The sequence below is a fragment of the Mycolicibacter heraklionensis genome, assembly GCF_001021505.1.
Lineage (GTDB): Bacteria > Actinomycetota > Actinomycetes > Mycobacteriales > Mycobacteriaceae > Mycobacterium > Mycobacterium heraklionense.
In genome coordinates this window covers 128573-152698 of the sequence record NZ_LDPO01000005.1, presented here as the reverse complement: position 1 = coordinate 152698, position 24126 = coordinate 128573, and the positions used below count along the sequence as shown (strand labels likewise).

Genomic DNA, 24126 nt, shown 5'->3' with positions numbered 1-24126 from the left:
CAGCAGTTTTGGCACAGGCTTCTTGTCAGTGGGCGTCGCTACGATTAGCACATGTGTTCGAATGGTCGGGAAGCGGTCGTCGAGGTCTTCGACGCGCTCTCGGCTGATCTGGATCGGGCGCTGGACCTGGACTTCGACGCGTTGACGCCGCGGGAGTGCCTGGCGTTGCTGCGGCGCTGCGAGAAGCTGCGGCGGCGGCTTCCCGCGGTGGAACATCCCCTGGTCAATCAGGTGGCCGCCGCGGATCCGGGCGAGATCGGCGGCAAACCCCGCTGGGCGCTCGCCGACGAACTCCACATCACCCGGAGTGAAGCCGGGCGCCGCATCACCGACGCCGCCGAATTAGGGCCCCGCCGGGCCATGACCGGAGAACCGTTGGAGCCGGTGTTGCCGAGCCTGGCCGCCGCCCAACGCCAGGGACAGGCCGGCGCTGAGCACATCGCGGTGATCCGCTCCTTCTTCCGCTACCTGCCCGCCGACATCGACGCGAGCACCCTGACCCAGGCCGAAGCGCACCTGTCCGGCCTGGCCACCCGATGCCGACCCGACGAACTCGCCAAACTCGCCCAACGCCTGGCCGACCATCTGCACCCCGACGGCAACTACTCCGACGAGGACCGGGCCCAACGCCGCGGCATCGTGTTGGGCCCCCAAGACCGCGACGGCATGACCCCCATCAGCGGCTACCTCGACCCACAAGCCCGCGCCACCTGGGATGCGGTCCTGGCCCGCTGGGCCGCCCCCGGCATGTGCAACCCCAACGACTCCACCCCCTGCGTGGCCGGCACCCCCACCCAAGCCGCGATCGACGCCGACACCCGCAGCAGCGCGCAACGCAACCACGACGCCCTGACCACCATGGCCCGCGCGCTGCTGGCCTCCGGAGACCTCGGTCAGCACAACGGGCTACCGGCCACCATCATCGTCTCGACCACCCTGGCCGACCTGGAAACCGGCACCGGCAAAGCCCACACCGGCGGCGGCAGCTGGCTGCCGATGCGCGACGTGATCGCCCTGGCTTCGCATGCCCATCACTACCTGCGGATCTATCACGGCGCCAAAGAACTGGCACTCTTCCACACCAAACGCCTGGCCTCACCCGGACAACGCATCGTGCTCTACGCCAAAGAACGCGGCTGCTCCCACCCCAACTGCCCGGTGCCCGGCTACAACTGCCAAGTGCATCACGACCACGACTACGCCACCACCCAACGCACCGACATCACCGACCTAACCCTGCGCTGCGGCCCCCACCACCAACTCATCACCACCGGCGGCTGGAAAACCCGCAAACACCACGACGGAACCACCCAAACCCTGCCCCCACCGCACTCCCCCGCAAGCGGGAGGTACCCCCACGGCGGCCAAACCCGCACTAACCACTACCACCACCCCGAGAGGCTGCTGCGGGAAAGCGAAGACGACGACGTTCCCTAACCGGTCCGGTCGGGCGATCCGAGGGCCCACACTTTAAGATCCTTTCTTATGACCAGTGTTACTGAGCACTCCGGTGAGGCCCACGTAGAGGCGCAAGCCGAGCATGTCGTCGACATCCACACCACCGCGGGCAAGCTCGCCGACCTCAAACGTCGGACCGAGGAGACTCTGCACCCGGTCGGTGAGGCCGCGGTCGAGAAGGTGCACGCCAAGGGCAAGCTGACCGCTCGTGAACGGGTCTACGCCTTGCTTGACGAGGGCTCATTCGTCGAGCTCGACGCGCTGGCCAAGCACCGCAGCACCAACTTCGGCCTGGCCGAGAAGCGTCCGCTCGGCGACGGCGTGGTGACCGGCTACGGCACCATCGACGGCCGCGAGGTCTGCATCTTCAGCCAGGACGCCACCGTGTTCGGCGGCAGCCTCGGCGAGGTCTACGGCGAGAAGATCGTCAAGGTCCAGGAGCTGGCCATGAAGACCGGCCGGCCGCTGATCGGGATCAACGACGGCGCCGGCGCCCGCATCCAGGAGGGTGTGGTCTCGCTCGGCCTGTACAGCAAGATCTTCCACAACAACATCCTGGCCTCAGGCGTCATCCCGCAGATCTCGCTGATCATGGGCGCGGCCGCCGGCGGTCACGTGTACTCCCCCGCCCTGACCGACTTCATCGTGATGGTCGACCAGACCAGCCAGATGTTCATCACCGGCCCCGACGTGATCAAGACTGTCACCGGCGAGGACGTCACCCAGGAAGAGCTGGGCGGCGCCCACACCCATATGGGCAAGTCCGGCACCGCGCACTACGTCGCCTCCGGAGAGCAGGACGCCTTCGAGTATGTCCGCGACCTGCTGAGCTACCTGCCGCCGAACAACTACGCCGACCCGCCGCACTTCCCGGTGCCGGCACCCGAGGGCGCCATCGAGGACAACCTCACCGCCGAGGATCTCGAGCTCGACACGCTGATCCCGGATTCGCCGAACCAGCCGTACGACATGCACGAGGTCATCACCCGGATCCTCGACGAGGACGAGTTCCTGGAAGTCCAGGCCGGTTACGCGCAGAACATCATCGTCGGCTTCGGCCGCGTCGAGGGCCGCACCGTCGGCATCGTGGCCAACCAGCCCACCCAATTCGCCGGCTGCCTGGACATCAACGCCTCGGAGAAGGCCGCCCGGTTCATCCGGACCTGCGACTGCTTCAACATCCCGATCGTGCTGCTGGTCGACGTGCCCGGCTTCCTGCCCGGTACCGAGCAGGAATACAACGGCATCATCCGGCGCGGCGCCAAGCTGCTCTACGCCTACGGAGAGGCCACCGTCGCCAAGATCACCGTCATCACCCGCAAGGCCTACGGCGGTGCGTACTGCGTGATGGGGTCCAAGGAGATGGGCGCGGACGTCAACGTGGCGTGGCCGACGGCCCAGATCGCGGTGATGGGCGCCTCCGGCGCGGTCGGTTTCGTCTACCGCCAGCAGCTCAACGAGGCCGCGAAGAACGGCGACGACGTCGACGCGCTGCGACTCCAACTCCAGCAGGAGTACGAGGACACGCTGGTAAACCCCTACGTCGCCGCCGAACGCGGGTATGTCGACGCGGTGATCCCGCCGTCGCACACTCGCGGCTACATCGCGACATCGCTGCGGCTGTTGGAACGCAAGATCGTCCAGCCGCTGCCCAAGAAGCACGGAAACATTCCCCTGTGAGCGGAACGAGTGGAGTGAGCGCAGCGAATGACACGAATGACGCGAGCAGCGAAGGCACTGTGAGCGGAACGAGTGGAGTGAGCGCAGCGAATGACACGAGTGACGCGAGCAGCGAAGGCACTGTGAGCGGAGCGCGCTTGTGAGCGAAGAGAACGAAGCCACCACTGTGGTCGAGGAGACTCCTGCTGCCGCCGAGCCGCACATCAAGGTGCTGCGTGGCAACCCCACCGCCGAGGAGATCGCGGCGCTGGTCGCGGTGCTCGGCGCGGCGGGAGGCGGGGGCGCCGAATCCGGCACGCGGGAACGCAATATGTGGGGCCATCCGGTGGACAAGCTGCGGCTTCCGCTGTTCAGCTGGCAGCGGATCACTCTGCTGGAGCGCACCCACATGCGCCGGTGACCCGTCGGTGACGCGGCTGGTCCTCGGCTCGGCGTCCTCGGGCCGGCTGACCGTCCTGCGCGGCGCTGGGATCGATCCCTTGGTGGTGGTCTCCGGTGTCGACGAGGACGCCGTGATGGCCGGCCTACCCGCCACTGCCTCCCCGGATGATGTGACCGGCGCTCTGGCCGCCGCAAAGGCGGAGCAGGTCGCCTCCACACTGCAGCCTCCGGTGAGCACCGATTGCGTTGTGATCGGCTGTGATTCGATGCTGTACATCGACGGCAAGCTGTGCGGCAAGCCGCCGACCGTCGACGAGGCCCGCAGCCGCTGGCGCGAGATGGCCGGCAATTCCGGCCAGCTCCACACCGGCCATAGCCTGATCCGGTTGCGCAACAACGAGGTCACTCATCAGATCACCGAAACAGCTGTTACCACAGTGCGTTTCGGTCGGCCCGATGATGACGACCTGGAGGCCTACCTGGCCAGCGGCGAGCCGCTGCGGGTGGCCGGCGGATTCACCCTGGACGGTCTGGGCGGCTGGTTCGTCGACGGCGTCGACGGCGATCCCTCCAGCGTCATCGGGATCAGCCTGCCGATGCTGCGCCGGCTGCTGCGCCCGGCCGGACTCTCGGTCGCTGCGCTGTGGGCGGCCAACCCCGTCACCTGACCCAGGTCGCGCCCACCTGACGCCGGAGAGATTTCCCGGCATGGGAGTGGCACAACGGTTATCGCCCGGTAGGCTCGGCATCGTGCCAGTGCCTGCCGACCCCACCCCCGCCCTGCAGTCCTACGCTCACCCCGAACGGCTGGTGACAGCCGACTGGCTCGCGGGCAATCTGGGCACGCCCGGCCTCGTCGTGGTGGAGTCCGACGAGGACGTCCTGCTCTACGACATCGGCCACATTCCCACCGCGGTCAAGATCGACTGGGTCACCGACCTCAACGATTCGCCGGTCCGCGACTACATCACCGGTGAGCAGTTCGCCGACTTGATGAACCGCAAGGGCATCTCCCGCGACGACACCGTGGTGATCTACGGCGACAAGTCCAACTGGTGGGCCGCCTACGCGCTGTGGGTGTTCACCCTGTTCGGCCATGAAGACGTGCGGCTGCTCGACGGCGGGCGCGACCTGTGGGTGTCCTCGGGCCGCGAGACCACCCTGGACGTGCCGAGCAAGACCACGACCGGCTACCCCGTCGTGAAGCGCAACGACGCCCCGATCCGTGCCTACAAGGACGACGTGCTGGCCAATATCGGCCAGGTGCCGCTGATCGATGTCCGCTCGCCGCAGGAGTACACCGGCGAGCGCACTCACATGCCGGAATACCCGGAGGAGGGTGTGCTGCGCGGCGGCCACATCCCGACCGCGGTGTCCATCCCGTGGAGCAAGGCGGCCGACGACGCCGGCCGGTTCCGCAAGCGCGAGGAATTGGAACAGCTCTACGGCTTCCTCAAGCCCGGCGACAAGCCGATCGCCTACTGCCGCATCGGGGAACGCTCCAGCCACACCTGGTTCGTGCTGACCCACCTGCTCGGCCTCGACGATGTCCGCAACTACGACGGTTCCTGGACCGAGTGGGGCAACACCGTTCGCGTGCCGATCGTGGACGGACCCGAGCCCGGAGAGCTGCCCGGGGCCCCTGGGAGCCTCGTCGGCTGATGAGCCTGCCGGAGGGATTGGCGCAGGTGGTGTCCGACTTCGCCGAAGTCGAAGGCCAGGACAAGCTCAAGCTGCTGCTCGAATTCGCCGACGAACTGCCCGACCTGCCCGACGAGCTGACCGAATCCGCCATGGAACCGGTACCGGAGTGCCAGTCGCCGTTGTTCCTGCATGTGGATGCCGCCGACCCGCAGCGGGTTCGGCTGTATTTCAGCGCGCCTGTAGAGGCGCCGACGACGCGCGGCTTCGCATCGATCTGGGCCGCCGGCCTCGACGGCGAGCCGGCCGACGTCATCCTGGGCGTGCCGGAGGATTTCGCGTCCCGGCTGGGGCTGGCCGCACTGATCAGCCCGCTGCGCCTGCGCGGGATGTCGGCCATGTTGACCCGCATCAAGCGGCATTTACGCGCCGCGTAAGGGGCACCTGGAACAGGTTCAGCGGTCGCGCCTTACACTGCCTGAAGCTAGATTCTTAAAGACCTTTCTTAAACATGCCGTCAGGAGGGCCAGTGGCAAACGATGCCAGCTCGAAGATCTCCAAGGTGCTCGTCGCCAACCGCGGAGAGATCGCAGTCCGGGTGATCCGCGCCGCGCGCGACGCCGGACTGGCCAGCGTGGCCGTGTACGCCGAGCCCGACGCCGACGCACCGCACGTCCGGCTTGCCGATGAGGCGTTCGCGCTGGGCGGGCAGACGTCGGCCGAGTCCTACCTGGTGTTCGAGAAGATCCTCGACGCCGCCGCCCAGTCGGGCGCGAACGCCATCCACCCCGGATACGGCTTCCTCTCCGAGAACGGCGACTTCGCCCAGGCCGTCATCGACGCCGGGTTGATCTGGATCGGGCCGAGCCCGCAGTCGATTCGCGACCTAGGCGACAAGGTCACCGCGCGCCACATCGCCGCGCGTGCCAAGGCTCCGCTGGTGCCCGGCACCCCGGACCCGGTCAAGGACGCCGACGAGGTGGTGGCCTTCGCCAAGGAGTACGGCGTGCCGGTCGCGATCAAGGCCGCGTTCGGCGGCGGTGGCCGCGGCATGAAGGTGGCCCGCACCATCGAGGAGATCCCCGAGCTCTTCGAGTCCGCGACCCGTGAGGCGGTGGCCGCGTTCGGTCGCGGCGAGTGCTTCGTGGAGCGCTACCTGGACAAGCCGCGCCACGTCGAGGCGCAGGTCATCGCCGACATGCACGGCAACGTCGTCGTCGCGGGCACCCGCGACTGCTCGCTGCAGCGCCGCTTCCAGAAGCTGGTCGAGGAGGCCCCGGCGCCGTTCCTGACCGACGCGCAGCGCAAGGAGATCCACGAGTCCGCCAAGCGGATCTGCAAGGAGGCCGGCTACTACGGCGCCGGCACCGTGGAGTACCTGGTCGGCCAGGACGGCCTGATCAGCTTCCTGGAGGTCAACACCCGTCTTCAGGTGGAACACCCGGTCACCGAGGAGACCTCCGGCATCGACCTGGTGCGTGAGCAGTTCCGGATCGCCAACGGCGAGACGCTGGACATCACCGAAGACCCCGCGCCCCGAGGCCACTCGATCGAGTTCCGCATCAACGGCGAGGACGCCGGTCGCGGCTTCCTGCCCGCCCCCGGCCCGGTCACCCGCTTCGACCCGCCGACCGGCCCCGGCATCCGGATGGATTCCGGCGTGGAGACCGGTTCGGTGATCGGCGGCCAGTTCGACTCGATGCTGGCCAAGCTGATCGTCACCGGCGCGACCCGCACCGAGGCGCTGGAGCGCGCCCGGCGCGCCCTGGACGAGTTCCACGTGGAGGGGCTCGCCACGGTCATCCCGTTCGACCGGGTGGTGGTTCGCGACCCGGCCTTTGTCGGTGACGAGAACGGCTTCTCGGTGCACACCCGATGGATCGAGACCGAGTTCGAGAACAACATCGAACCCTTCACCGGTGGCGAGCCGCTCGACGACGAGGACGCGCAGCCGCGGCAGAAGGTGGTCGTCGAGGTCGGCGGACGGCGCCTGGAGGTGTCGCTGCCGGGCGACCTGGCGCTGGGCGGCGGCGGTGCGGGCGGCGGCGGTGCCGCCGGAGTCATCCGGAAGAAGCCCAAGGCTCGCAAGCGTGGCGCCCATGGCGGTGCGGCGGCGTCCGGTGACGCCGTGACCGCACCCATGCAGGGCACCGTGGTGAAGGTGGCCGTCGAGGAGGGCCAGGAGGTCGCCGCCGGTGACCTGGTCGTCGTCCTGGAGGCCATGAAGATGGAGAACCCGGTCACCGCGCACAAGGACGGTGTCATCACCGGCCTGTCGGCAGAGGCCGGTTCGGCCATCACGCAGGGCACCGTGCTCTGCGAGATCAAGTAAGCGACATCGAACCCGTCGAGATCAACGCCGGCCCGTGGTATCTGCGGATGCCACGGGCTGACGACCGAGTCGACGACCGTCCCACCCTGGCCGATCTGGGTGAATCCGACCCGGACTACGTCGCGAAGGCAGCCTCCGGCTGGGCCGATGACTCGCGCTACTTCTGGGCGGTCTGCGAGCCGACGACGGGCGAACTGTTGGCCGAGGTGACGCTGAATCCAGCCTCGGGTGAGATCGGCAGCCGCCATCGCTCCGGGCATGACCAGGCGGCACTCACCGGAGCACAGGCGGTGTCCCGGTTCGCCGCGGGCGCGTTAGGTCTGACGCCGGTGATTGCCGGCGTGGGTGGTGCGGTTTCGACCGATGAAAACCCAGGTCAAGCCGCCGATTGCCAGCACCAGAACTGAGATTCCGAAGCCGAGCGTCCACCCGGCGTCGTGCTGCGCGGCAGCGCTCATGAAACCCACCAATGCGAGTGCCGCCATCAGCAGCATGACCAATCCCGGCAACTCGCGGCGGTCCTTGAACACCAGTCCGGCCCGCGGCTGGGTAGTACGCCTGCGATCGATTCCCTCATCGGTGTCGTCCATGAGGTCCCTGTACCCTCGGCGCTTGCACCCGAAACCGTTACGGTGCGTCGCGCAGCGCCGCCAGCAGCGGCTCTGCGGCCTCCTTGAGGAATGCCTCCTGGGACTGGTCGCCGATCTGGATCAGCGCGATGTCGGTGAATCCGGCGTCCCGGTAGGCGCCGACCGCATCGACGATCGCATCCAGATCCGGTCCGCATGCAATGGCGCCGGCGACATCCCGCGGCTGCACGTAGCGGGTGGCGGCAGCGAACGCGGCCGGTGTCGGTAGCTCGGAATTGACCAGCCATCCGCCGCCGAACCAACGGAACTGCCGATGGGCGCGCTGTATCGCCGTATCCCGGTCGGGGTCCCAGCACACCGGCAGCTGACCGATGACTCGCCCACCGCCGGCCAGCCCGGCCGCCTGCCGTGCGGCATGCCAGGACTGGACCAGATCCCGGTCGGGCTGCACCGCGATCAGGTGATCGGCGGCCGCGGCGAATCTGTCCACGCCCTTGGGTCCCGACATGGCCACGGCCAGCGCGACCGGGATGTCCGGAAGGTCCCACAGCCGCGCTTGGTCGACATGGAAGTAGTCGCCGTCGTGGTCGACCGTCTCGCCCATCAGCAGCTCGCGGATGATCTTGATGGCTTCGCCGAGCATGGCCTGCCTGCGCGCTACGTTCGGCCAACCGGCTCCCGTCACGATGTGCTCGTTGAGGTTCTCCCCGCTGCCCAGGCCCAGGGTGAACCGGCCCTCGGCGAGGATCTGCACGGTGGCGGCCTGCTGGGCCACGATCGCTGGGTGGTAGCGCATCGTCGGACAGGTCACGTAGCTGTACAGACCCATGTGCTGGGTGGCGTGCGCGACCGCCCCCAGCAGCGCCCACGCATTGGGGGCGTGGCCCTGCGATGCCAACCACGGCGAAAAGTGATCGCTGCACACCGCGAAGTCGAAACCGCGTTCTTCGGCGGCAACGGCGTACCGGACCAGCTCTGCCGGCCCGCTCTGCTCGGTCATCAGGGTGTAGCCGAAGCGTGTCATGCTGCTCGGGATACCCAACGGCCGACCGCCGAAACGACGCGGCGCCGTTTGGCACAGTCCCCACGCGGGGTACCCGCAAGCGTGTCCAGCGCAATGATCCACACCGAGCCGCGTCTGCCCGTCGCGTGCGGGCCGTTGTCCGCGGCGGTGTGCGGCCTGGTGCGTCGGCCCGCCGGGGCGGCCCACGAGTTCATTCCCCCGACCGCCGACGCCGACCCCTATGGCCGCGACCTGCAACTGGCGCTGTACGTCTGCTACGAGTTGCATTACCGCGGGTTCGCCGGAGTGGACCCGGGTTGGGAGTGGGACGCCACCCTGCTGGAGCTGCGTGCACAACTGGAGCACGCGTTCCTCGATCGCGTCCGCCGGGATGTCGGAGTGATCCCCCCGGACGCGACGGCCAATGCCGAAATGGATGCTGCGGCAACCGAGCCCGTACACGGTACCGGGCCCTCGTGGTTCCTGCGCGATCAGGGCACCTGGGAGCAGGCGCGCGAGTACTTCGTGCACAGATCGCTGTACCACCTCAAAGAGGGCGATCCGCACGCCTGGCTCATCCCGCGCCTGACCGGCCAGGCCAAGGCGTCGTTCGTCGCGGTCGAATACGACGAGTACGGCGCCGGGCGAGGGCCGCGGGTGCACCAGCAGCTCTTCGCCGACCTGCTCACCGCTGCCGGGCTGGATGCCGGTTACCTCGCCTACCTCGACGTTGTTCCCGCCGAGTCGCTGGCGGTAGTGAACCTGATGTCGCTGTTCGGGCTGCACCGCCGCTGGCGGGGTGCGGCCGCCGGACACTTCGCGGCCACCGAGATCACCTCCCCGCCCGGCTCACGTCGCCTGGTTTCCGCGCTGCGGCGGATGGGCGCGCCGGAGCCGTGCGTGGCGTTCTACGCCGAGCACGTCGAGGCCGATGCGGTACACGAACAGGTGGTGCGCACCGACGTGATCGGCGACCTGTTGGACGGTGCTCCGCAATTGGAGACGGATGTCGTATTCGGTATGCGAGCTCTCGACGCTGTGGAAAATCGGCTCGCCGACCTGATGACCTCGGCCTGGTCGGCCGGACGTTCATCGCTGCTCACAAACTGAAACTTAAGGTTTCACTGGGATTTTCCAGAAATTGTCGGGTATCTCTTGGCCAATCGGAGTGGACCTCGGTAACGTCTGGTTCCTCCGGTTGAGTTCACAGCCGCAGTGAAACGTCACCGCGTAAACGCAGACCCGGAAGTGATTACGTTGACGTGATCCAACAGCACGATTCGTCGACTGATGGAGCCACAACATGACGATCAGCAAGATTACTCAGAACGCTTTCGCCACTCCCGCAACGGAAGCCACTCAAGTTTGGCGGAATCACACCGCCAAGTTCACTGTCCACTGGGGTCGCACCGGAGCCGTCGTCGCCGTGAACGGGGAGATCGACGCGGCGAACGCCAGCTCATTCGCGGACTACGCCAAACGCTGCGCCGAATGCTGCGAATGGCTGGTGGTGGATCTCTCTGAACTGACATTTATTGGGACCACCGGGTTTTCAGCTCTTCAGTCGATCAGCGCGCAATGTTGCAGCGCACAGACCAAACTGAAGGTGGTCCAGAGTCCCGCGCTGTCGACCTTGCTGCGGATCTGCGATCCGCACGCTCGGCTTCCGCTGGTGGACTCGCTGACGGACGCGTTGGCCGAGGTGCAGCGGTCCGGCCGCCCACTTCGCCTGGTGCCCTGATCGAGGAGACCTAGGCGGGAACCGCGTCGGCAGCGCGGTTCCAGGCGCGGTGCTCGGCGAGTGCGGCGGCGAACGCGTCGAAGAACTCGTCGTTGAGGTCATCCGCGGCTGCGGTCGTCGTCACCACCCCGGACGAGACCACGACCGTGGTGTCCTCGGCCGGCTGCTCGGAGATGCCGGCCTTGGGCAGCAGCGTGACACCAGCCCCGAACGCCCCGACCACCTTGAGGTGTTTGTAGGCCTCCGTGACGAAGTGCATCGCATACCCGTCGCCGGAGAGCGCCTGCACGGCGTCTGGCCCACATGGCACGACCACCGCGTCGTAGAGCACCGACGCCATCGTTGTGAAGGCCCGGTCGACACTCAACTGCCCACCGGAGCCGCCGGCGAGCTGACCACCGGCGATGGGCGCCAGCACCTCGGCGATCGCGCCACGCTCCCGCATCGCCGCGACGAACCGTTCGACCCCTTCGACGTCCACCCCGTCGGCGGCCAGCACTGCGATCTTGCGACTTTCGATGCCGGGCGCAGCCGTCCCGGCGGGAACACCGGCGTCGCTCAGCTGCGAGAGCGCCGGTGACAGCACCACCTCGTCGACGGGCCGCTCGTCGGGTGCCGCCAGGCCCAGTTTCTCGGCCACCTGCCGCGCCAGGCCGTGGTCAACCAAGTTGAGTTGTTCGACCACCCGCTGCCGGATCTCGATGGTCTCGCATTTCCCCAGTTCGAAGGCGTAGGCGGCGACGATGTGCTTGGCCTCCGGCTCGGACATGCTGCGCCAGAACATCCGCGCCTGGCTGTAGTGGTTCTCGAAACTCGCGGCGCGCTTGCGGATCTTGGCGCCGTCCACCTTCTCGGTGTAGTGCCGGAACACCCCTTCGTCCGCCAGCGCCGGGCAACCGCCCCCCACTGAGTTCTTGTAGTAGCTGGACTTCCCCGTCGGAATCGCGTGCTGGCCGTAGCCGTCGTGCTGGTTATTGCGCACATCGACGATCGGCCGGTTGACCGGGAGCTGGGCGAAGTTGGGCCCGCCGAGCCGGATCAGCTGGGTGTCGAGGTAGGAGAAGTTGCGGAACTGCAGCAACGGGTCATTGGTGAAGTCGATTCCCGGCACCACGTTGGCGGTACAGAAGGCCACCTGCTCGGTTTCGGCGAAGAAGTTCTCCGGGTTACGGTTGAGCACCATCCTTCCTACCGGGCGCACCGGAACCTGTTCTTCGGGAATGATTTTGGTGGCGTCCAACAGGTCGAAGTCGAAATTGAACTCGTCGCTTTCCGCCACCAGCTGCACGCCGAGTTCCCATTCCGGAAACTGACCCGCCGCAATGGCGTCCCACAGGTCCCGGCGGTTGAAGTCGGGGTCCTTGCCGGCGATCTTCTGGCATTCGTCCCAGATCAGCGAATGCACTCCGAGCTTCGGCTTCCAGTGGAATTTCACGAATGTCCCTTCGCCCTTGGCGTTGACGAAACGGAAGGTGTGTACGCCGAAGCCCTGCATCATCCGGTAACTGCGCGGCAAGGCGCGGTCCGACATCAGCCACATGATGGCGTGCAAGGTCTCCGGCTGCAGCGACACAAAGTCCCACAGCGTGTCGTGAGCGGACTGGGCCTGCGGAATCTCGTTGTCCGGCTCGGGTTTCACCGCGTGCACGAAATCCGGGAACTTGATGCCGTCCTGAATGAAGAACACCGGAAAGTTATTGCCCACCAGATCGTAGTTTCCCGCCTCGGTGTAGAACTTCGTGGCGAAGCCGCGCACGTCGCGCACGGTGTCGGCCGAGCCGCGGAAGCCCGCCACGGTGGAGAACCGCACGAACACCGGCGTCTTGGTACCCGGCGTGGTCAGAAACCGTGCCGCGGTGTACTGCGCAAGCGAGTCGTCGTAGGGCTCGAAGTAACCGTAAGCGCCCGAACCGCGGGCATGCACCACCCGCTCGGGGATCCGCTCGTGATCGAAGTGGGTGATCTTCTCCCGGGCATGGAAGTCCTCCAACAGGGTCGGCCCACGCTCACCGACGGTCAACGCGTCGTCGGTGTGGTCGACTCGCACCCCCTGCTGAGTCGTCAGGTACCCGGACTGCCGGTCGACCCGGCACTCGTCGAGCTGTCGCTGCTTGGCATCACGGTCCTCGGTAGCCACCGCTTTTCCTCTCGTCAGTATTTGGGAAGTCCGTGGGTGGGTATCCCAGCCGGGACATCCGCAAACGGCCCGGACATCGGCAAACGAGAGAGGAACACCGTGAGCGCCCACTCGGCTGTGTTGTTCGACGTCGACGGCACGCTGGTCGATTCCAACTATCTGCACGTGTACGCCTGGCGGCGCGCATTCGCCGAGCTGCACCTCGAGGTGGAGTCGTGGCGCATCCACCGCGCCATCGGAATGGACGGATCCGAGCTGGTGCGCGTGTTGTCCGACGACGCATCCGACGACGTCCGCCAGCGGCTCAAAGACCTGCACTCGCAGTACTACTTGCAGTCCTCGGCCTTGCTGTCGCCGCTGCCTGGTGCCCGGAAGCTGCTGGAACGCGTGGCTGCCCTCGGCCTTGCGGTGGTGCTGGCCACCTCGGCGCCCGACGATGAGTTGGCGGTGCTGCGCAAAGTGCTCGGCTGCGACGACCTGGTCGCGGCCGTCACCTCGTCGGCCGATGTCGACGTCGCGAAGCCGAATCCAGACATCATCGGGATTGCGCTGGACCGGGTCGGCGCAACGGCGCAGCGCGCGGTCTTCGTGGGCGACGCGGTCTGGGACGCGCAGGCATGTCTGCGCGCCGGGGTGCCCAGCATCTGTCTGCTCAGCGGCGGCGTCTCTCGCGCCGAACTGGAAACAGCCGGTGCCGCTGCCGTTTTCGACAACGCCGAGGATCTGCTCGAGCACCTTGATCAGACACCGATCGCCGGCCTGACCGACGGAAGGGGCGAGCATGGATGAGTCCACGTTCTTGACCACCCTGACCCGAGTGGTCGGCGCGCTGCATCGCGCCGACGTGCCGTTCGCGCTGGCCGGCGGCGCGGCGGTGTATGCCCGCGGCGGTCCGCACTCCCACCACGACATCGACCTGCTGGTCGAACCGTCCGAAGCCGAGCGGGCGGCGAAAGCCCTAGCCGAGGCCGGTATGTCGCGGGTTCAGCCGCCGGAAGACTGGCTGCTCAAGGTCTTCGACGGCGAGGTGCTGGTGGACCTGATCCATCATCTCGGCGAGATTCCCGTGAGTGCCGAGACCATTTCGGGCGCGCCGCCGGTTCAGGTCGGCTCGGTGATCGCCCGAGTCATCACCGCCACCGACCTGATGGTGCAGAAGCTTGCGGTGCTGGACTGCCACCGCTGCGATTTCGCCGAGCTCCTCATCGTCGCGCGAATCCTGCGCGAACAGGTGGACTGGCCGCAGGTGCGCCGGCGTCTGCGGAATTCGCCGTTCGCCGAAGCGTTCTGGCAGTTGCTGCGCGGGCTGTCCATCGTCGACGACGATCACACCGCGCAGCACCAGCCGCCCGCCCATCTGGTCGCCGTCGTACGCCGGACGCTCGCGGAGGACCCGGAAATCGGAGAGCTGGGCATCGGGATCGACATCGACGACGACTCGGTGTGTTTGACCGGGTCGGTCAACGGCCCGCAACGCAGAGCGACGATCGAGTCGGCGGTGCGTCGCCTCGTCGGTCCGCGCAACGTCATCAACGACATCGAGGTGGTGCAGCTGGTCGAACCCGCAGAGCAGGTGACCGGGTGATTCGGGTAGCGGCCGTCGGAGACATTCATCTGGGCGAGGACTCGCGCGGCACCCTGCACTGGCACGGTCTCGACACCCGGGCCGACATGCTGCTGGTGGCCGGCGACCTGACCCGTCACGGGTCCGCCGCCGAGGGCCGGGTGGTCGCCGAGGAACTGATGGACTGCCCGGTGCCGGTGGTGTGCGTGCTCGGCAACCACGACTATCACCAGAATCAGCAGCACGAGATCACCGCGGCGCTGCGCGACGCCGGGATCGCCGTCCTGGAAGGCGAGACCCACACCGTCGACGTGCAGCGGCAGCGGGTCGGTGTCGCCGGTGTGAAGGGCTTCGGCGGCGGTTTCGCCGGCCGATGTGCCACCGCCTTCGGGGAACCGGAGATGAAGGCCTTCGTCGGCGCCACCCAGGCCGCATCCGACCAGCTGCGCGACGGCCTGCGTGCGCTGCGCACGGACTATCGGATCGCGCTGCTGCACTACTCCCCTGTCGCCGACACCCTGTACGGCGAGCCCCCGGAGATCTACCCCTTTCTGGGATCGTGTCTGCTGGCCGAGGCCATCGACGACGCCGGCGCCGACCTGGCCGTGCACGGTCACGCCCACGCCGGAATCGAGAAGGGCCGCACCGCCGGTGGTGTCGCGGTGCGCAATGTGGCCCGCCCGCTGATCCGGGCGCCCTATGCCGTGTATCAGGTCAGCGGCAATCCGATTGCGGCGGCGAGCGCGGCGAGCGCGGCGAACATCCATGCCACGTAGTCGCCGATGTGTCCGGAGTGCGCGGCACGTAGGGCGCTGAACAGCGGTGCGGCAACGGTGGTGGCAGTTCGGTGCACCGCTGGAGTCCAGCGGAACAGTCCGGCGGCCGCCACCCCGGCCGCCGCGAGCGCACCGACGGCGCTCATTGCGGCCCCGGCCACCGACCAGCCCGGCATGGACGCCGCGGTCGCGGCGCCGGCGTCGACGAAACGCGTTGCGGCGCTCTGCGCCCCGTGCGCGACCCCGGGCAGTACGCCGGCGGCCAGGCAACCGGCCAGCAGCAGCCCGATCGCCAGGTACATGCTGGGCGGAGTGCGCCGCAGCCAGGTATCGGGCTCCTCGTCGCCTCGGGTCCGGCGCGGGTCGTCGGACGGCTCGGTTCGTCCGCCGATGCCGGTGAAGCACCGGACGCCGGCCCGCAGCACGGCACCGCCGGTGAACGCCGAAACCCCAAGAAACAGCGCCGATCCCCAGCCGCTGCCGACGGCCTCCTCGCACAGGGACTTGCCCAGTGCCGTGCCGAACGGCGGCAGGCCGGCCAGCGCGACGGCCGCGGTGCCGAAGCAGGCCGCCAGCAGGGGCTGACCCCGGCCGCGTCCGGCCAACTCCCATTCGTCGACACTGTGGTGGCGGTCCAACAGGACTCCCACGATCAGAAACAACGCCGACTTGGCCCCGGCGTGGCCGATCAGGTACACCGCAGCGCCCGCTATGCCGTGGGAGGTCAGCGTCGCGGTGGCCACCAGCGACAACCCCAGGTGGCCGACGGTGGAATAGGCCAGCAGCCGCTTGAGGTGCCGCTGCAGCAGGCACATCACCGCGCCGACACCGGCGGTCAGCGCACCTGCCACCACGAACACCCGGCTGACCACCGCCGGCGGCAGCGCACCCGCGAACACCTCCCAATACACCCGCCACAGCCCGTAGAGCCCCAGTTCGACCATGACCCCGGAGAACAACACGCACACCCCGGCCGGTGCCACGGCGTGCGCGTCGGCCAGCCAGAAGTGCAGCGGCACGATGGCGGCCTTGACCAACAGCGCCGCCGACACCAGCACGAAGGCGGCCACCACCAGGGCGTCGGGCGGGCCGCGCAGCGCCGCACCGAGCTGGGCCATCCCCAACTGGCCGACGCGCCCGTAGAGCACGGTGATGCCGATCAGCGTCAGGCAGGCACTGAGTGACTGGATGATGCCGAAGTTGAGCGCGCCCTGGATCGCCGACCGGTCCTCGATCTTGATTCCGGTCAGTGCGTAGCCGACCGCACCCATCAGCTCGAAGAACACGAACAGGTTGAACAGGTCCGCCGCCAGCACGAAGCCGTTCATCGCCGCCAGGAAGATCAACAGCAGCGCGTCGAAGCGGGTACCGGCCTCGTCGAGGCCGCGGCGACTGTGCAGGGCCGCGCAGACGGTCAGCGAACCCACCAGGACCGCCAGTCCCGCCGAGAGTGGATCCGCGGCCAAAGCGATACCGACCGCCAGGCCGGCGTGCGGGCGCCAGTCGCCGATCCAGACCACCATCGTGCGGCCGGATGCCGCGACCAGCACGGCGCCGGCCGCCGCAGTGGAGGCCGCCGACACGGCCAGCACCAGCGCATTGGCCGCCGGGCGGGACACCCGGCCGTGCAGCGCCAGCAGCAGGCAAGCCGACAGGATCGGTGCCGCGACCAGCAGCGGCAGCACGGCGGCGGTGGTGGCCGGCACGGCGATTCAGCCCCGCAGTGCCGACAACTGGTCCGGGTCCAGAGTGTGGTGGCGTTTGTGGACCTGGATGGCCAGCGCCAGCAGCAGCGCGGTGACGGTGGCCTGAATGACGATGTCGGTGAGTGTCATCGCCTGCACCACCGGGTCGACCACTGCAGCCGGTCCGGGCGAATCGACGAAGATCGGCGGCGCCGCGCCACGCTGGTAACCGACCGTCAACAACAGCAGGTAAGTACCGGCCTGCGCCACCGACAAGCACACCACCGCGTGAATCAGGTTGTGGCTACGGACGATTCCGAACGATCCGATCAGCACCAGCCAGCCCGCCACGCCGTATATGTAGCTGCTCACGACTTCTCCCGTCGCGGAGCGACAGTGATCTCCTGAGCCAGGAACTGCGCCAGCAGCACGGTCATGCCGCACGCCACCGCGATGCCGACCGCCGCGTTGAGCAGCGGCACCGTCCCCGCGGACAGCAACTGCCCCCGGGTGCCGGTCGGTACCACGTTGAGCAGGAATGCTCCGCCGGTGATCAAGCCGGTGACGCCGATACCGGCGAACGCCGCTGCGCCCAGCGCCTCGGCCACGTCGAAGACGTTGACCGGGCGCAACCGGTCCAGCGCCCGGAAGCTTCCGGTGACATAGAGCAGATGCAGACCCGCGGCCAGCAGTACGCCGCCCTGGAAACCCCCGCCCGGGGTCAGATGCCCGTGCACCACGACATCGATGCCCACCGCCAGGGTCACCGGCAGCAGCAGGTATCCGACGAATCGGGTGGCGTCCAGGGCGGTGCTGCGGCCTTGGACGCCATCTGAGTCGTGATACTCACGCTCCTCGACAGCGGGCCGCAGCAGGGCCATCACACCGGTCACCGACGCGACCAGGATGGTCTCCTCGCCGAGCGTGTCCAGGGCACGCTGGTCGAAGTTCACCGAGGCCACCACGTTGGCGGTGGCGTGCGAAAAGGCGGCCCGCACCGCAAGATCCCGATACCCGTGATGCGCCTGGCCGAACGCAGGCAGCTCGGCGAATCCCAGCCACAGCAGCACACCCAACCCGGCCGCGCCGGCGAGGAACAGCGCCGTGCGCCATGCGCGGTTCACCGGCTGATCTCCCGGTGTCGACGCTGCACCGTCCGGACGGTCAGCATGACCATCAACGGCACCACCACACCGCCGATGAGCAACTGGGACAACGCCACGTCGGGCGCCTGCAGCAGTACGAACAAGATTGTGAGGGCCAGGCCGAACACCGACAGCACGATCGCCTGCCGCTGCGGGTCGCCGGTCAGCGCGACGACGGTTCCGGTGATGCCGACCGTCGTGAGCGAGACCAGGACCAGGGTGGTCATGATGGCGAGTGGGCTTTCACCACCCCGGCGTCCTGGGCGGTCAGCCGGGCGGTGGCTGCCGACATCACCGGCGCGGTCAGCAACACCAGCACACTGATGAGCAAGACCATCGCCGAGGCCTCGGTGAAGCCGCGCTGCACTATCAGGCCCAGCCCGGTCAGTGGGAACCCGACCGAGGTGGTCACGCTCAGCAGGTGCAGGCGGTCCAACACACCATCGACGGCCGCGGCAGCGACCGCGCAGCAGGCCATGACCGATATGCCGGCGATGACCAGCAGCCAGGCGATCACGGTTCGCTCGCCAGCAGCCGGGTGTAGACCAGGGTCCCGGGAAAGGTGATCAGCGCCAACACCAGTGCAACGATCAGGGTCCAGTCCTGACGCCACGAGACGGCCAGCACCATCAGGGTGGCGACCGCGCCGACACCGGCGAATTCCAGGCCGACCAGACGCCGGCGGGCCGCGCCCCGAGAAGCCATCCAGACGCCTGGCACGAACACCCCGGTCAGCAGCGCCAGCGCGGCCAGCTCACCCGCGCTCATCGCCGCACCGCCTGCTCCAGCGCGCCCGGACGCTGCCCGACCCGGTGTACCCGCACCGTCCGCGCGGCCGCGTCGAGCACGACGGTTCCCGGCGTGGTGGCCAAGGCCAAGGTCGCAGCGGCGCGGCGCGCGGCCGCGACCGATGCCGGCTCCTCGGGCAACACCACCGAGCCGACCGCCGATCGGGGACGTCGTGACGGAATCAGGACGTAGGCCCACACCTGAGCCGTCTGCGCCAGCAGTTCACCGGCGACGGCCGGCACCCAGCGCAGCCACCCCAGTCGAAACCGCCAACTACCGCCGTTGGCCCGCCGTGCTGCGTGGGCAACCACCGCACACGGAACCGTGCATACTGCCGCCGCAAACAATTCCTGGGCGGTCCGCGTCGTGAGCGTCACCACCCACACCGCGCCGGTGGCCAACCACCACGACAGCGTCTCGCCGATGAACCCCGTCAGCCGGCTACTTACCGCGGACACGGCGGTTGTGCTTCTTGATCGCCGTGACCAGTTCGGATTTGCGCATCGTCGATCGTCCGTGAATGTCCAGCCGGCGGGCGACATCGAGCAGATGCTGCTTGCTGGCGTTGGCGTCGACGCCTTCTGCGGACGGTCCGGAATTGTTCGGGCCGCCGCCGGCCGCGCGCTTGTCCGAGGGGCCGCGCTTCTTCTTGGGCTCCCAATGATCCCCGACCTTTTCGAAACTGTGCTTGAGCGCGGCGTAGGCGACCCGGTGCGCACGCTGTTCGCTGCCGTATTCCTTGGCGGCGGCGTCGTGCGCTTTGGCGAAGGTGCGTTGCGCCTTGGCGCTGGAGCGCTGCAGTGTGCTGGGCAACTCGCCGCGTTTGGCGGTGCCGCTCTTCGTCGTCTTGGGCATGAGACCTCCAATCAGCGACTGCAATCCGGGTTGGTTACCCGATGTAGCGGCTCAGCAACCATTTCGGCAGCCGTACGCGAGCTGACCTGGCGCTGACGAACCAGTCACCATCCCGTCGGGTCGGCCGGCGCCTCGGCGCCCGCGGGCTGCGCCGCCTCGAGGTCGTCATCCTGCAGGACGGCCAGCGGGCAGTGGCAGCGCGGCGTCAGTGCCGAGCCGACCGAGCCGAAAAGCAGGTGCCGCAACCGTCTTCGGCTGCTCGACCCGACCACAACCAGATCGGCTTGCCGGGATAACTCCTCCAGCGCGTCGACCGGGTCGGTGAACTCCACTTTGGTGTTCGGCTGCGAAGGCGTGCCGTCTGAAGCGCTGTCGGTGGCGACTTCGACGGCGTCATCGACGATCCGCTGCACACGCCGGTGCGGCAATTCGTGCTGGCCGAACACGATCCACTGGGCCATCAGCGGGGACAACTGGGTTGAGGCCGCGTGTACCAGGGTCAGCGGTAACGCACGGCGTTCCGCTTCCCGGGCTCCCCACCGCACAGCGGCCCTCGATCCCGACGACCCATCGACACCGACGACGATTCCGGCACCTGCAGTATCTGAAGTCATAATGGGCGCAGGTTAGCCATCGGGCCTTGATGTCAAACCCCTACGTGTCACCGCCTCTGGCTTCGGCGCCGGTTTCTCCGACATCGATTGCATCATCGGGACTGGTACGCCCCACGTAGCTACCATCTTCGCCCTTGCCGGCACGCGACCACGCCTGGTGGGTGTCGGATTCGACGTCCGCCTCGGCCTTCTGGCCTTTTCTTTCAGTCATCGCCGGCATCCTTTCCTCGTCTTCGTCGGCCGAATACCCGCCCGAAACCGTTCCTAGACGCCGCACCACCGGGCGTCTTACTCAGGCGTCGGGATCAACGCGGACGACGTGCGGCCAGCACCCCGGCTCCTGCCACCCCCAGCGCGGTGGCGGCCCCGGCCACCAGTCCGGCGTGTCGGGACGCCCAGATCTGCGGGCTGTGTGCGTGTGAGGAGTCGTCGAACTCGCCGCGCGCTCCGTGGTCGCTGCCCGGCCGTTCGTCGAGCGGTTGCCAAAGGTTGTACGGCTTGTCGCCGTCGACGCGCTCACCGGTCTGCTGCGAGTCGTAGCCGGTACGGGCCAAGTAGCGGTCCAGCAGCGGTGCGGCGAATCGCTGGGCCAACAGGGTGGCGACGGTGCTTTCACCCACCCAGTACTGCTTGCGCCGGGGATGGTCGGCGGCCCGCAGCACCGCCTGGGCAACCAGCTGCGGCTGATAGATCGGTGGCACCGGCTGCGGGTGGCGGGGTAACCGGGACAGCACCCAGGAGAACTGCGGCGTATTGACCGCCGGCATCTGCACCAGCGTGACGTTCACCTTCGAACCGTCGTGCAGCAGCTCGCAGCGCACCGATTCGGTGAAACCGTTGACAGCGTGTTTCGCACCGCAATACGCCGACTGCAGCGGGATTGACCGCTCCCCCAGCGCCGAGCCCACCTGCACGACGGTGCCGTGGTCGCGGGGCTTCATCCGCGCCAACGCAACCATGGTGCCGTAGACGAAGCCGAGGTAGCAGACCTCGGTGACGCGTTTGAACTCCGCGGGTCCGATCTCGGTGAACGGCGCGAAGACCGATGCGAAGGCGACGTTGATCCACGTGTCGATCGGGCCGAGTTCGGCTTCGGCACGGTCGGCGGCGGCCGCCACCGCGTCGTAGTCGGCGACGTCGGTGGGAATGGCCAGGGCGGTGCCACCGGCGTCTTCGACATCACGCGCCGCGCCCCGCAGCCCTGCTTCACCGCGCGCGAGCAGGGCGACGTTGGCTCCCCGTTTGCCGTACAGCTGCGCGACGGCGCGGCCGATCCCGGCGCTGGCTCCCGTGACAACGACGGTGTGAGTCATGGCTGGACTCCCTTCTGCGAGATGCGCTTTCCGGCAAGCCGTTCGGCGAGCCGGGAAGCCAGCGCCATGATGGTCAGCGCCGGGTTGGCCGACCCCTGCGTTGGGCATACCGAGCCGTCGGAGATGAACAGGTTGGGCACCCCCCATACCCGATGGTCGGCATCGACGACGGAGTTCTCCGGTGCGGTACCCATCCGAGCACCGCCGATCAGGTGGGCGTAGCGCTGGATGGTCAGCACGTCCTGCGCGCCTGCCGCGTGCAGGATGTCGGTGATCACCTGGGTCGAATAGGCCATGTTCGCTTTGTCGTTGTCGCAGCGGGTGTAATCCATTCGGGCCACGGGGATCCCGCTGCCGTCGACTTCGTCGGCCAGGGTGATCCGGTTGTCCGGCAGGGGAAGCAGTTCGTTGAGCACGCCGATCGTGCTCCAATGGTTGTAGTCGCGCATGTATTCACGCATCGCCCGGCCCCAGTGCCCGTCGGCGAGCACGTGCTCTGACCAGCCGATCGGCAGCGGCGACACGGTCTGGATGGAGAAGCCGCGGGCGAATCCCCGAGCGGTGTCGGTCTCGTAGAACTGTTCGCTGCTCACCTGCGGCGGCGGAGCCTTGTACATCCGCAGTTCCTCGGGCCACCGCCCCGCGGTCTGGGCCGCGCCTTGAACCATGACGTAACGGCCGACCTGATCGGAGTTGTTTCCCAACCCGTGCGGAAACCGAGTGCTGGTCGAGTTGAGCAGCAGCCGTGGCGTTTCGATCGAGTACCCGGCAACCGCCACGACCCTCGCGCACTGCAGGTGCTCGGCGCCGCTTTTGTCGTGGTAGACGACGCCGCGCGCCGCTCCGGCGTCATCGAGTTCGATGCGGGCGGCCATGCAGTCCGCACGGATCTCCACACCGTGCGCCAAGGCGTCGGGCAGGTGGGTGACGTACGGACTGGCCTTGGCGTTGACCTTGCAGCCCTGCAGGCAGTAGCCGCGGTAGATACAGTGCGGCCGGTTTCCGAAGGTGCCGTTGACGATTCCAACCGGCCCAACCCGCATCTCGATCCCCAGATTGCGCGCGCCCTCCCACAGCTTGGACGCGGCAGCGGAGATCGGGTGCGGCGACGACGGGTAGCGGTGCGGATATCCCCATGGCCAGTTCTGTCCGGCTACCGGCAGTTCGGCCTCGAGCACTTCGTAGTGACGTCGGATGTCCTCATAGTCGATCGGCCAGTCCGCCCCGACGCCGTCGAGGCTGAATGTGCGCAAGTCGCTGGGGTGAAAGCGTGGGCAGTAACCGGCGTAGTGCACCATCGAGCCACCGACGCCGCGGCCGGAATTGTTCTTGCCCAACTCGATCGGATCGTCGCCGCCGATGATGCGCTTCTGCGTCCAGTACAGCGGATGCGATCCGGCTTCGTCGGAGACCCAGTCGCTGTCGGGATGCCAGAACGGGCCCGCCTCGATGATCACGGCGCGCCAGCCGGCCCGCGCCAGTCGTTGCGCCAGCACCGATCCCCCGGCCCCGGCGCCGACGACGACCAGGTCGACCTCGTCATCGGTCGCATACCGGCGCATCGTCTTCTCACCGGGCAGCTCCCGCGACTGCACGTCCAGCAGGAACCGCGAGTCATTGTCGGGTGGGCCCAGCGATCCCTTGAGCAGGCCGCGCCAGAAATCGCCCACTACGAATCCTCTTCCAGCACCAGTTCCACCGGGTCCTTGTCGATGGCACCGCGGGTTTCGAACGGCTCACGCACCGCCGCCGGCCCGCTCGGGCCACCCAGCCGCATGAAGCCGCGTGGATAGGCCGGACCGCCGAACCCGATCTCGTTCCACGCCCAGGGATGGGAGTAGAACGCCGACAACGCCATCCGCATGCACACCGACCATGCCCGCATCTCGTTCAGCTGCGACCAGGCGCCGCCCTGCAGCCGGCCTCGGGAGAACTGGTCGACCAGTGCCAGTTGGGTCGGGACTTCGGCTGCGGCGAACGATGCCTTGCCGTACCGCTGCCCGGCGGCCTCGTCCAAGCCGCGCAGCACCAGACGCCAGGTCTCCCGGTCATCGGGCATATCGGCGTATTGATAGCCGTCGAGCTGACCGTCGGCCAGTTTGGCATCGACGAACTCGGCAACCGGCACCCGCGGTTCATCATCTTGGGCCAGCACGATGTCACAGAACGCCCGCAGGGTGGGCTCCTCGGCGGCGGTGAAGAACCGCAGCGGCCCCGGCGGTTCCAGCCGGGCCAGCACCACCTTCCTGGTGGCCTCGTCCCAGCTGTCTTTCGACGCGAGCACGTCGAAGTCCGGGTAGCGCCCGATCATCTGCGGGGTGACACCGCGACGTTGCCGGGGCAACCAGGACGGGTGCGGGGGTTGGCGATCGGCCCGGAGATTCGGCAGGTGGTCGGGACGGGAGGTGTCGGCCATGGCTGC

At 67.9% G+C, this 24126-nt stretch carries 28 protein-coding genes; 13 read left to right on the top strand and 15 right to left on the bottom strand.

Annotated elements, in window-relative coordinates; translation table 11 throughout:
• Positions 1 to 51 precede the first annotated feature (51 nt).
• The 8 genes from ABW16_RS08845 to ABW16_RS24290 all read left to right on the top strand — a co-directional run bounded on the left by ABW16_RS08845 (position 52) and on the right by ABW16_RS24290 (position 7899).
• Positions 52 to 1437, top strand: a complete 1386-nt coding sequence (locus tag ABW16_RS08845; protein ID WP_047318776.1) for an HNH endonuclease signature motif containing protein — start codon at positions 52 to 54, stop codon at positions 1435 to 1437.
• A 48-nt stretch (positions 1438 to 1485) separates the two neighbouring features.
• Complete coding sequence (locus ABW16_RS08840) at positions 1486 to 3138, top strand: acyl-CoA carboxylase subunit beta (RefSeq protein WP_047318775.1); 1653 nt, start codon at positions 1486 to 1488, stop codon at positions 3136 to 3138.
• A 139-nt stretch (positions 3139 to 3277) separates the two neighbouring features.
• Positions 3278 to 3538 (top strand): acyl-CoA carboxylase subunit epsilon, encoded by a 261-nt coding sequence (locus ABW16_RS08835; protein WP_047318774.1) that lies wholly within the window; start codon positions 3278 to 3280, stop codon positions 3536 to 3538.
• Positions 3539 to 3545: 7 nt separating this feature from the next.
• Positions 3546 to 4187 (top strand): Maf family protein, encoded by a 642-nt coding sequence (locus ABW16_RS08830; protein WP_047318773.1) that lies wholly within the window; start codon positions 3546 to 3548, stop codon positions 4185 to 4187.
• 82 nt (positions 4188 to 4269) lie between these two features.
• Positions 4270 to 5181, top strand: a complete 912-nt coding sequence (locus tag ABW16_RS08825; RefSeq protein WP_047318772.1) for a sulfurtransferase — start codon at positions 4270 to 4272, stop codon at positions 5179 to 5181.
• Positions 5181 to 5597: a SufE family protein gene (locus ABW16_RS08820; RefSeq protein ID WP_047318771.1), complete on the top strand. Its 417-nt coding sequence runs from the start codon at positions 5181 to 5183 to the stop codon at positions 5595 to 5597. Before ABW16_RS08825 ends, ABW16_RS08820 begins: the two co-directional genes overlap by 1 nt.
• A 92-nt stretch (positions 5598 to 5689) precedes the next feature.
• On the top strand, positions 5690 to 7492 hold the full coding sequence (locus tag ABW16_RS08815) for an acetyl/propionyl/methylcrotonyl-CoA carboxylase subunit alpha (RefSeq protein ID WP_047318770.1): 1803 nt from the start codon (positions 5690 to 5692) through the stop codon (positions 7490 to 7492).
• A gap of 5 nt (positions 7493 to 7497) precedes the next feature.
• The gene (locus tag ABW16_RS24290; RefSeq protein ID WP_082134009.1) at positions 7498 to 7899 is read left to right on the top strand and encodes a GNAT family N-acetyltransferase; all 402 of its coding nucleotides are present in this window, start codon (positions 7498 to 7500) and stop codon (positions 7897 to 7899) included.
• A 220-nt stretch (positions 7900 to 8119) separates the two neighbouring features.
• On the opposite strand, the gene ABW16_RS08805 is transcribed toward ABW16_RS24290, so the two are convergent.
• Positions 8120 to 9106: a TIGR03557 family F420-dependent LLM class oxidoreductase gene (locus ABW16_RS08805; protein WP_047318769.1), complete on the bottom strand. Its 987-nt coding sequence runs from the start codon at positions 9104 to 9106 to the stop codon at positions 8120 to 8122.
• 81 nt (positions 9107 to 9187) lie between these two features.
• Between ABW16_RS08805 and ABW16_RS08800 the strand changes: the two genes are divergently transcribed.
• Positions 9188 to 10195 (top strand): iron-containing redox enzyme family protein, encoded by a 1008-nt coding sequence (locus ABW16_RS08800; protein WP_047318768.1) that lies wholly within the window; start codon positions 9188 to 9190, stop codon positions 10193 to 10195.
• Positions 10196 to 10388: 193 nt separating this feature from the next.
• Entirely contained in the window at positions 10389 to 10826 is a 438-nt protein-coding gene (locus ABW16_RS08795) for an STAS domain-containing protein (RefSeq protein ID WP_047318767.1), read from the top strand.
• A 10-nt stretch (positions 10827 to 10836) separates the two neighbouring features.
• Here the strand turns inward: ABW16_RS08795 and ABW16_RS08790 are convergent, their stop codons facing one another.
• A complete protein-coding gene (locus ABW16_RS08790) occupies positions 10837 to 12963 on the bottom strand; it encodes a catalase (RefSeq protein WP_047318766.1) in 2127 nt (708 codons plus the stop codon).
• Between the two features lie 99 nt (positions 12964 to 13062).
• Between ABW16_RS08790 and ABW16_RS08785 the strand changes: the two genes are divergently transcribed.
• From ABW16_RS08785 to ABW16_RS08775, 3 genes are read left to right on the top strand one after another with little or no spacing between them, the layout of a single operon-like run.
• The gene (locus tag ABW16_RS08785) at positions 13063 to 13752 is read left to right on the top strand and encodes an HAD family hydrolase (protein ID WP_082134008.1); all 690 of its coding nucleotides are present in this window, start codon (positions 13063 to 13065) and stop codon (positions 13750 to 13752) included.
• Positions 13745 to 14548, top strand: coding sequence for a nucleotidyltransferase (locus ABW16_RS08780; protein ID WP_047318765.1), 804 nt, complete (start codon positions 13745 to 13747; stop codon positions 14546 to 14548). The genes ABW16_RS08785 and ABW16_RS08780 overlap by 8 nt, the downstream gene beginning before the upstream one ends.
• Positions 14545 to 15303 carry a metallophosphoesterase family protein gene (locus ABW16_RS08775; RefSeq protein ID WP_047318764.1) on the top strand — a complete coding sequence of 253 codons (759 nt, stop codon included), beginning with the start codon at positions 14545 to 14547 and terminating at the stop codon, positions 15301 to 15303. The genes ABW16_RS08780 and ABW16_RS08775 overlap by 4 nt, the downstream gene beginning before the upstream one ends.
• Here ABW16_RS08775 and ABW16_RS08770 read toward each other — a convergent pair.
• The 13 genes from ABW16_RS08770 to ABW16_RS08710 all read right to left on the bottom strand — a co-directional run bounded on the left by ABW16_RS08770 (position 15237) and on the right by ABW16_RS08710 (position 24120).
• Positions 15237 to 17009, bottom strand: a complete 1773-nt coding sequence (locus tag ABW16_RS08770; protein WP_200900630.1) for a complex I subunit 5 family protein — start codon at positions 17007 to 17009, stop codon at positions 15237 to 15239. The two genes, ABW16_RS08775 and ABW16_RS08770, sit on opposite strands and share 67 nt — an antisense overlap.
• Positions 17010 to 17015: 6 nt before the next feature.
• Positions 17016 to 17360, bottom strand: coding sequence for a sodium:proton antiporter (locus ABW16_RS08765; RefSeq protein WP_047318763.1), 345 nt, complete (start codon positions 17358 to 17360; stop codon positions 17016 to 17018).
• Positions 17357 to 18112 carry an MnhB domain-containing protein gene (locus ABW16_RS08760; RefSeq protein WP_047318762.1) on the bottom strand — a complete coding sequence of 252 codons (756 nt, stop codon included), beginning with the start codon at positions 18110 to 18112 and terminating at the stop codon, positions 17357 to 17359. Before ABW16_RS08760 ends, ABW16_RS08765 begins: the two co-directional genes overlap by 4 nt.
• Positions 18109 to 18360 (bottom strand): Na(+)/H(+) antiporter subunit B, encoded by a 252-nt coding sequence (locus ABW16_RS08755; RefSeq protein WP_047318761.1) that lies wholly within the window; start codon positions 18358 to 18360, stop codon positions 18109 to 18111. Before ABW16_RS08755 ends, ABW16_RS08760 begins: the two co-directional genes overlap by 4 nt.
• Positions 18357 to 18650 carry a monovalent cation/H(+) antiporter subunit G gene (locus ABW16_RS08750; RefSeq protein ID WP_052956818.1) on the bottom strand — a complete coding sequence of 98 codons (294 nt, stop codon included), beginning with the start codon at positions 18648 to 18650 and terminating at the stop codon, positions 18357 to 18359. The genes ABW16_RS08755 and ABW16_RS08750 overlap by 4 nt, the downstream gene beginning before the upstream one ends.
• Positions 18647 to 18901: an MrpF/PhaF family protein gene (locus ABW16_RS08745; RefSeq protein ID WP_047318760.1), complete on the bottom strand. Its 255-nt coding sequence runs from the start codon at positions 18899 to 18901 to the stop codon at positions 18647 to 18649. The genes ABW16_RS08750 and ABW16_RS08745 overlap by 4 nt, the downstream gene beginning before the upstream one ends.
• A complete protein-coding gene (locus ABW16_RS08740; RefSeq protein ID WP_157864233.1) occupies positions 18898 to 19380 on the bottom strand; it encodes a Na+/H+ antiporter subunit E in 483 nt (160 codons plus the stop codon). Before ABW16_RS08740 ends, ABW16_RS08745 begins: the two co-directional genes overlap by 4 nt.
• On the bottom strand, positions 19364 to 19777 hold the full coding sequence (locus ABW16_RS08735; protein WP_047318758.1) for a ChaB family protein: 414 nt from the start codon (positions 19775 to 19777) through the stop codon (positions 19364 to 19366). The genes ABW16_RS08740 and ABW16_RS08735 overlap by 17 nt, the downstream gene beginning before the upstream one ends.
• Before the next feature lie 104 nt (positions 19778 to 19881).
• Positions 19882 to 20391 carry a universal stress protein gene (locus ABW16_RS08730; RefSeq protein WP_082134007.1) on the bottom strand — a complete coding sequence of 170 codons (510 nt, stop codon included), beginning with the start codon at positions 20389 to 20391 and terminating at the stop codon, positions 19882 to 19884.
• A 40-nt stretch (positions 20392 to 20431) separates the two neighbouring features.
• Positions 20432 to 20602, bottom strand: coding sequence for a hypothetical protein (locus ABW16_RS26760; RefSeq protein ID WP_167344269.1), 171 nt, complete (start codon positions 20600 to 20602; stop codon positions 20432 to 20434).
• Positions 20603 to 20696: 94 nt separating this feature from the next.
• Positions 20697 to 21704 (bottom strand): SDR family oxidoreductase, encoded by a 1008-nt coding sequence (locus ABW16_RS08720; RefSeq protein WP_047318756.1) that lies wholly within the window; start codon positions 21702 to 21704, stop codon positions 20697 to 20699.
• The gene (locus tag ABW16_RS08715; protein WP_047318755.1) at positions 21701 to 23374 is read right to left on the bottom strand and encodes a GMC family oxidoreductase; all 1674 of its coding nucleotides are present in this window, start codon (positions 23372 to 23374) and stop codon (positions 21701 to 21703) included. The genes ABW16_RS08720 and ABW16_RS08715 overlap by 4 nt, the downstream gene beginning before the upstream one ends.
• Positions 23374 to 24120, bottom strand: coding sequence for a gluconate 2-dehydrogenase subunit 3 family protein (locus ABW16_RS08710; RefSeq protein WP_047318754.1), 747 nt, complete (start codon positions 24118 to 24120; stop codon positions 23374 to 23376). Before ABW16_RS08710 ends, ABW16_RS08715 begins: the two co-directional genes overlap by 1 nt.
• Positions 24121 to 24126: the final 6 nt, after the last annotated feature.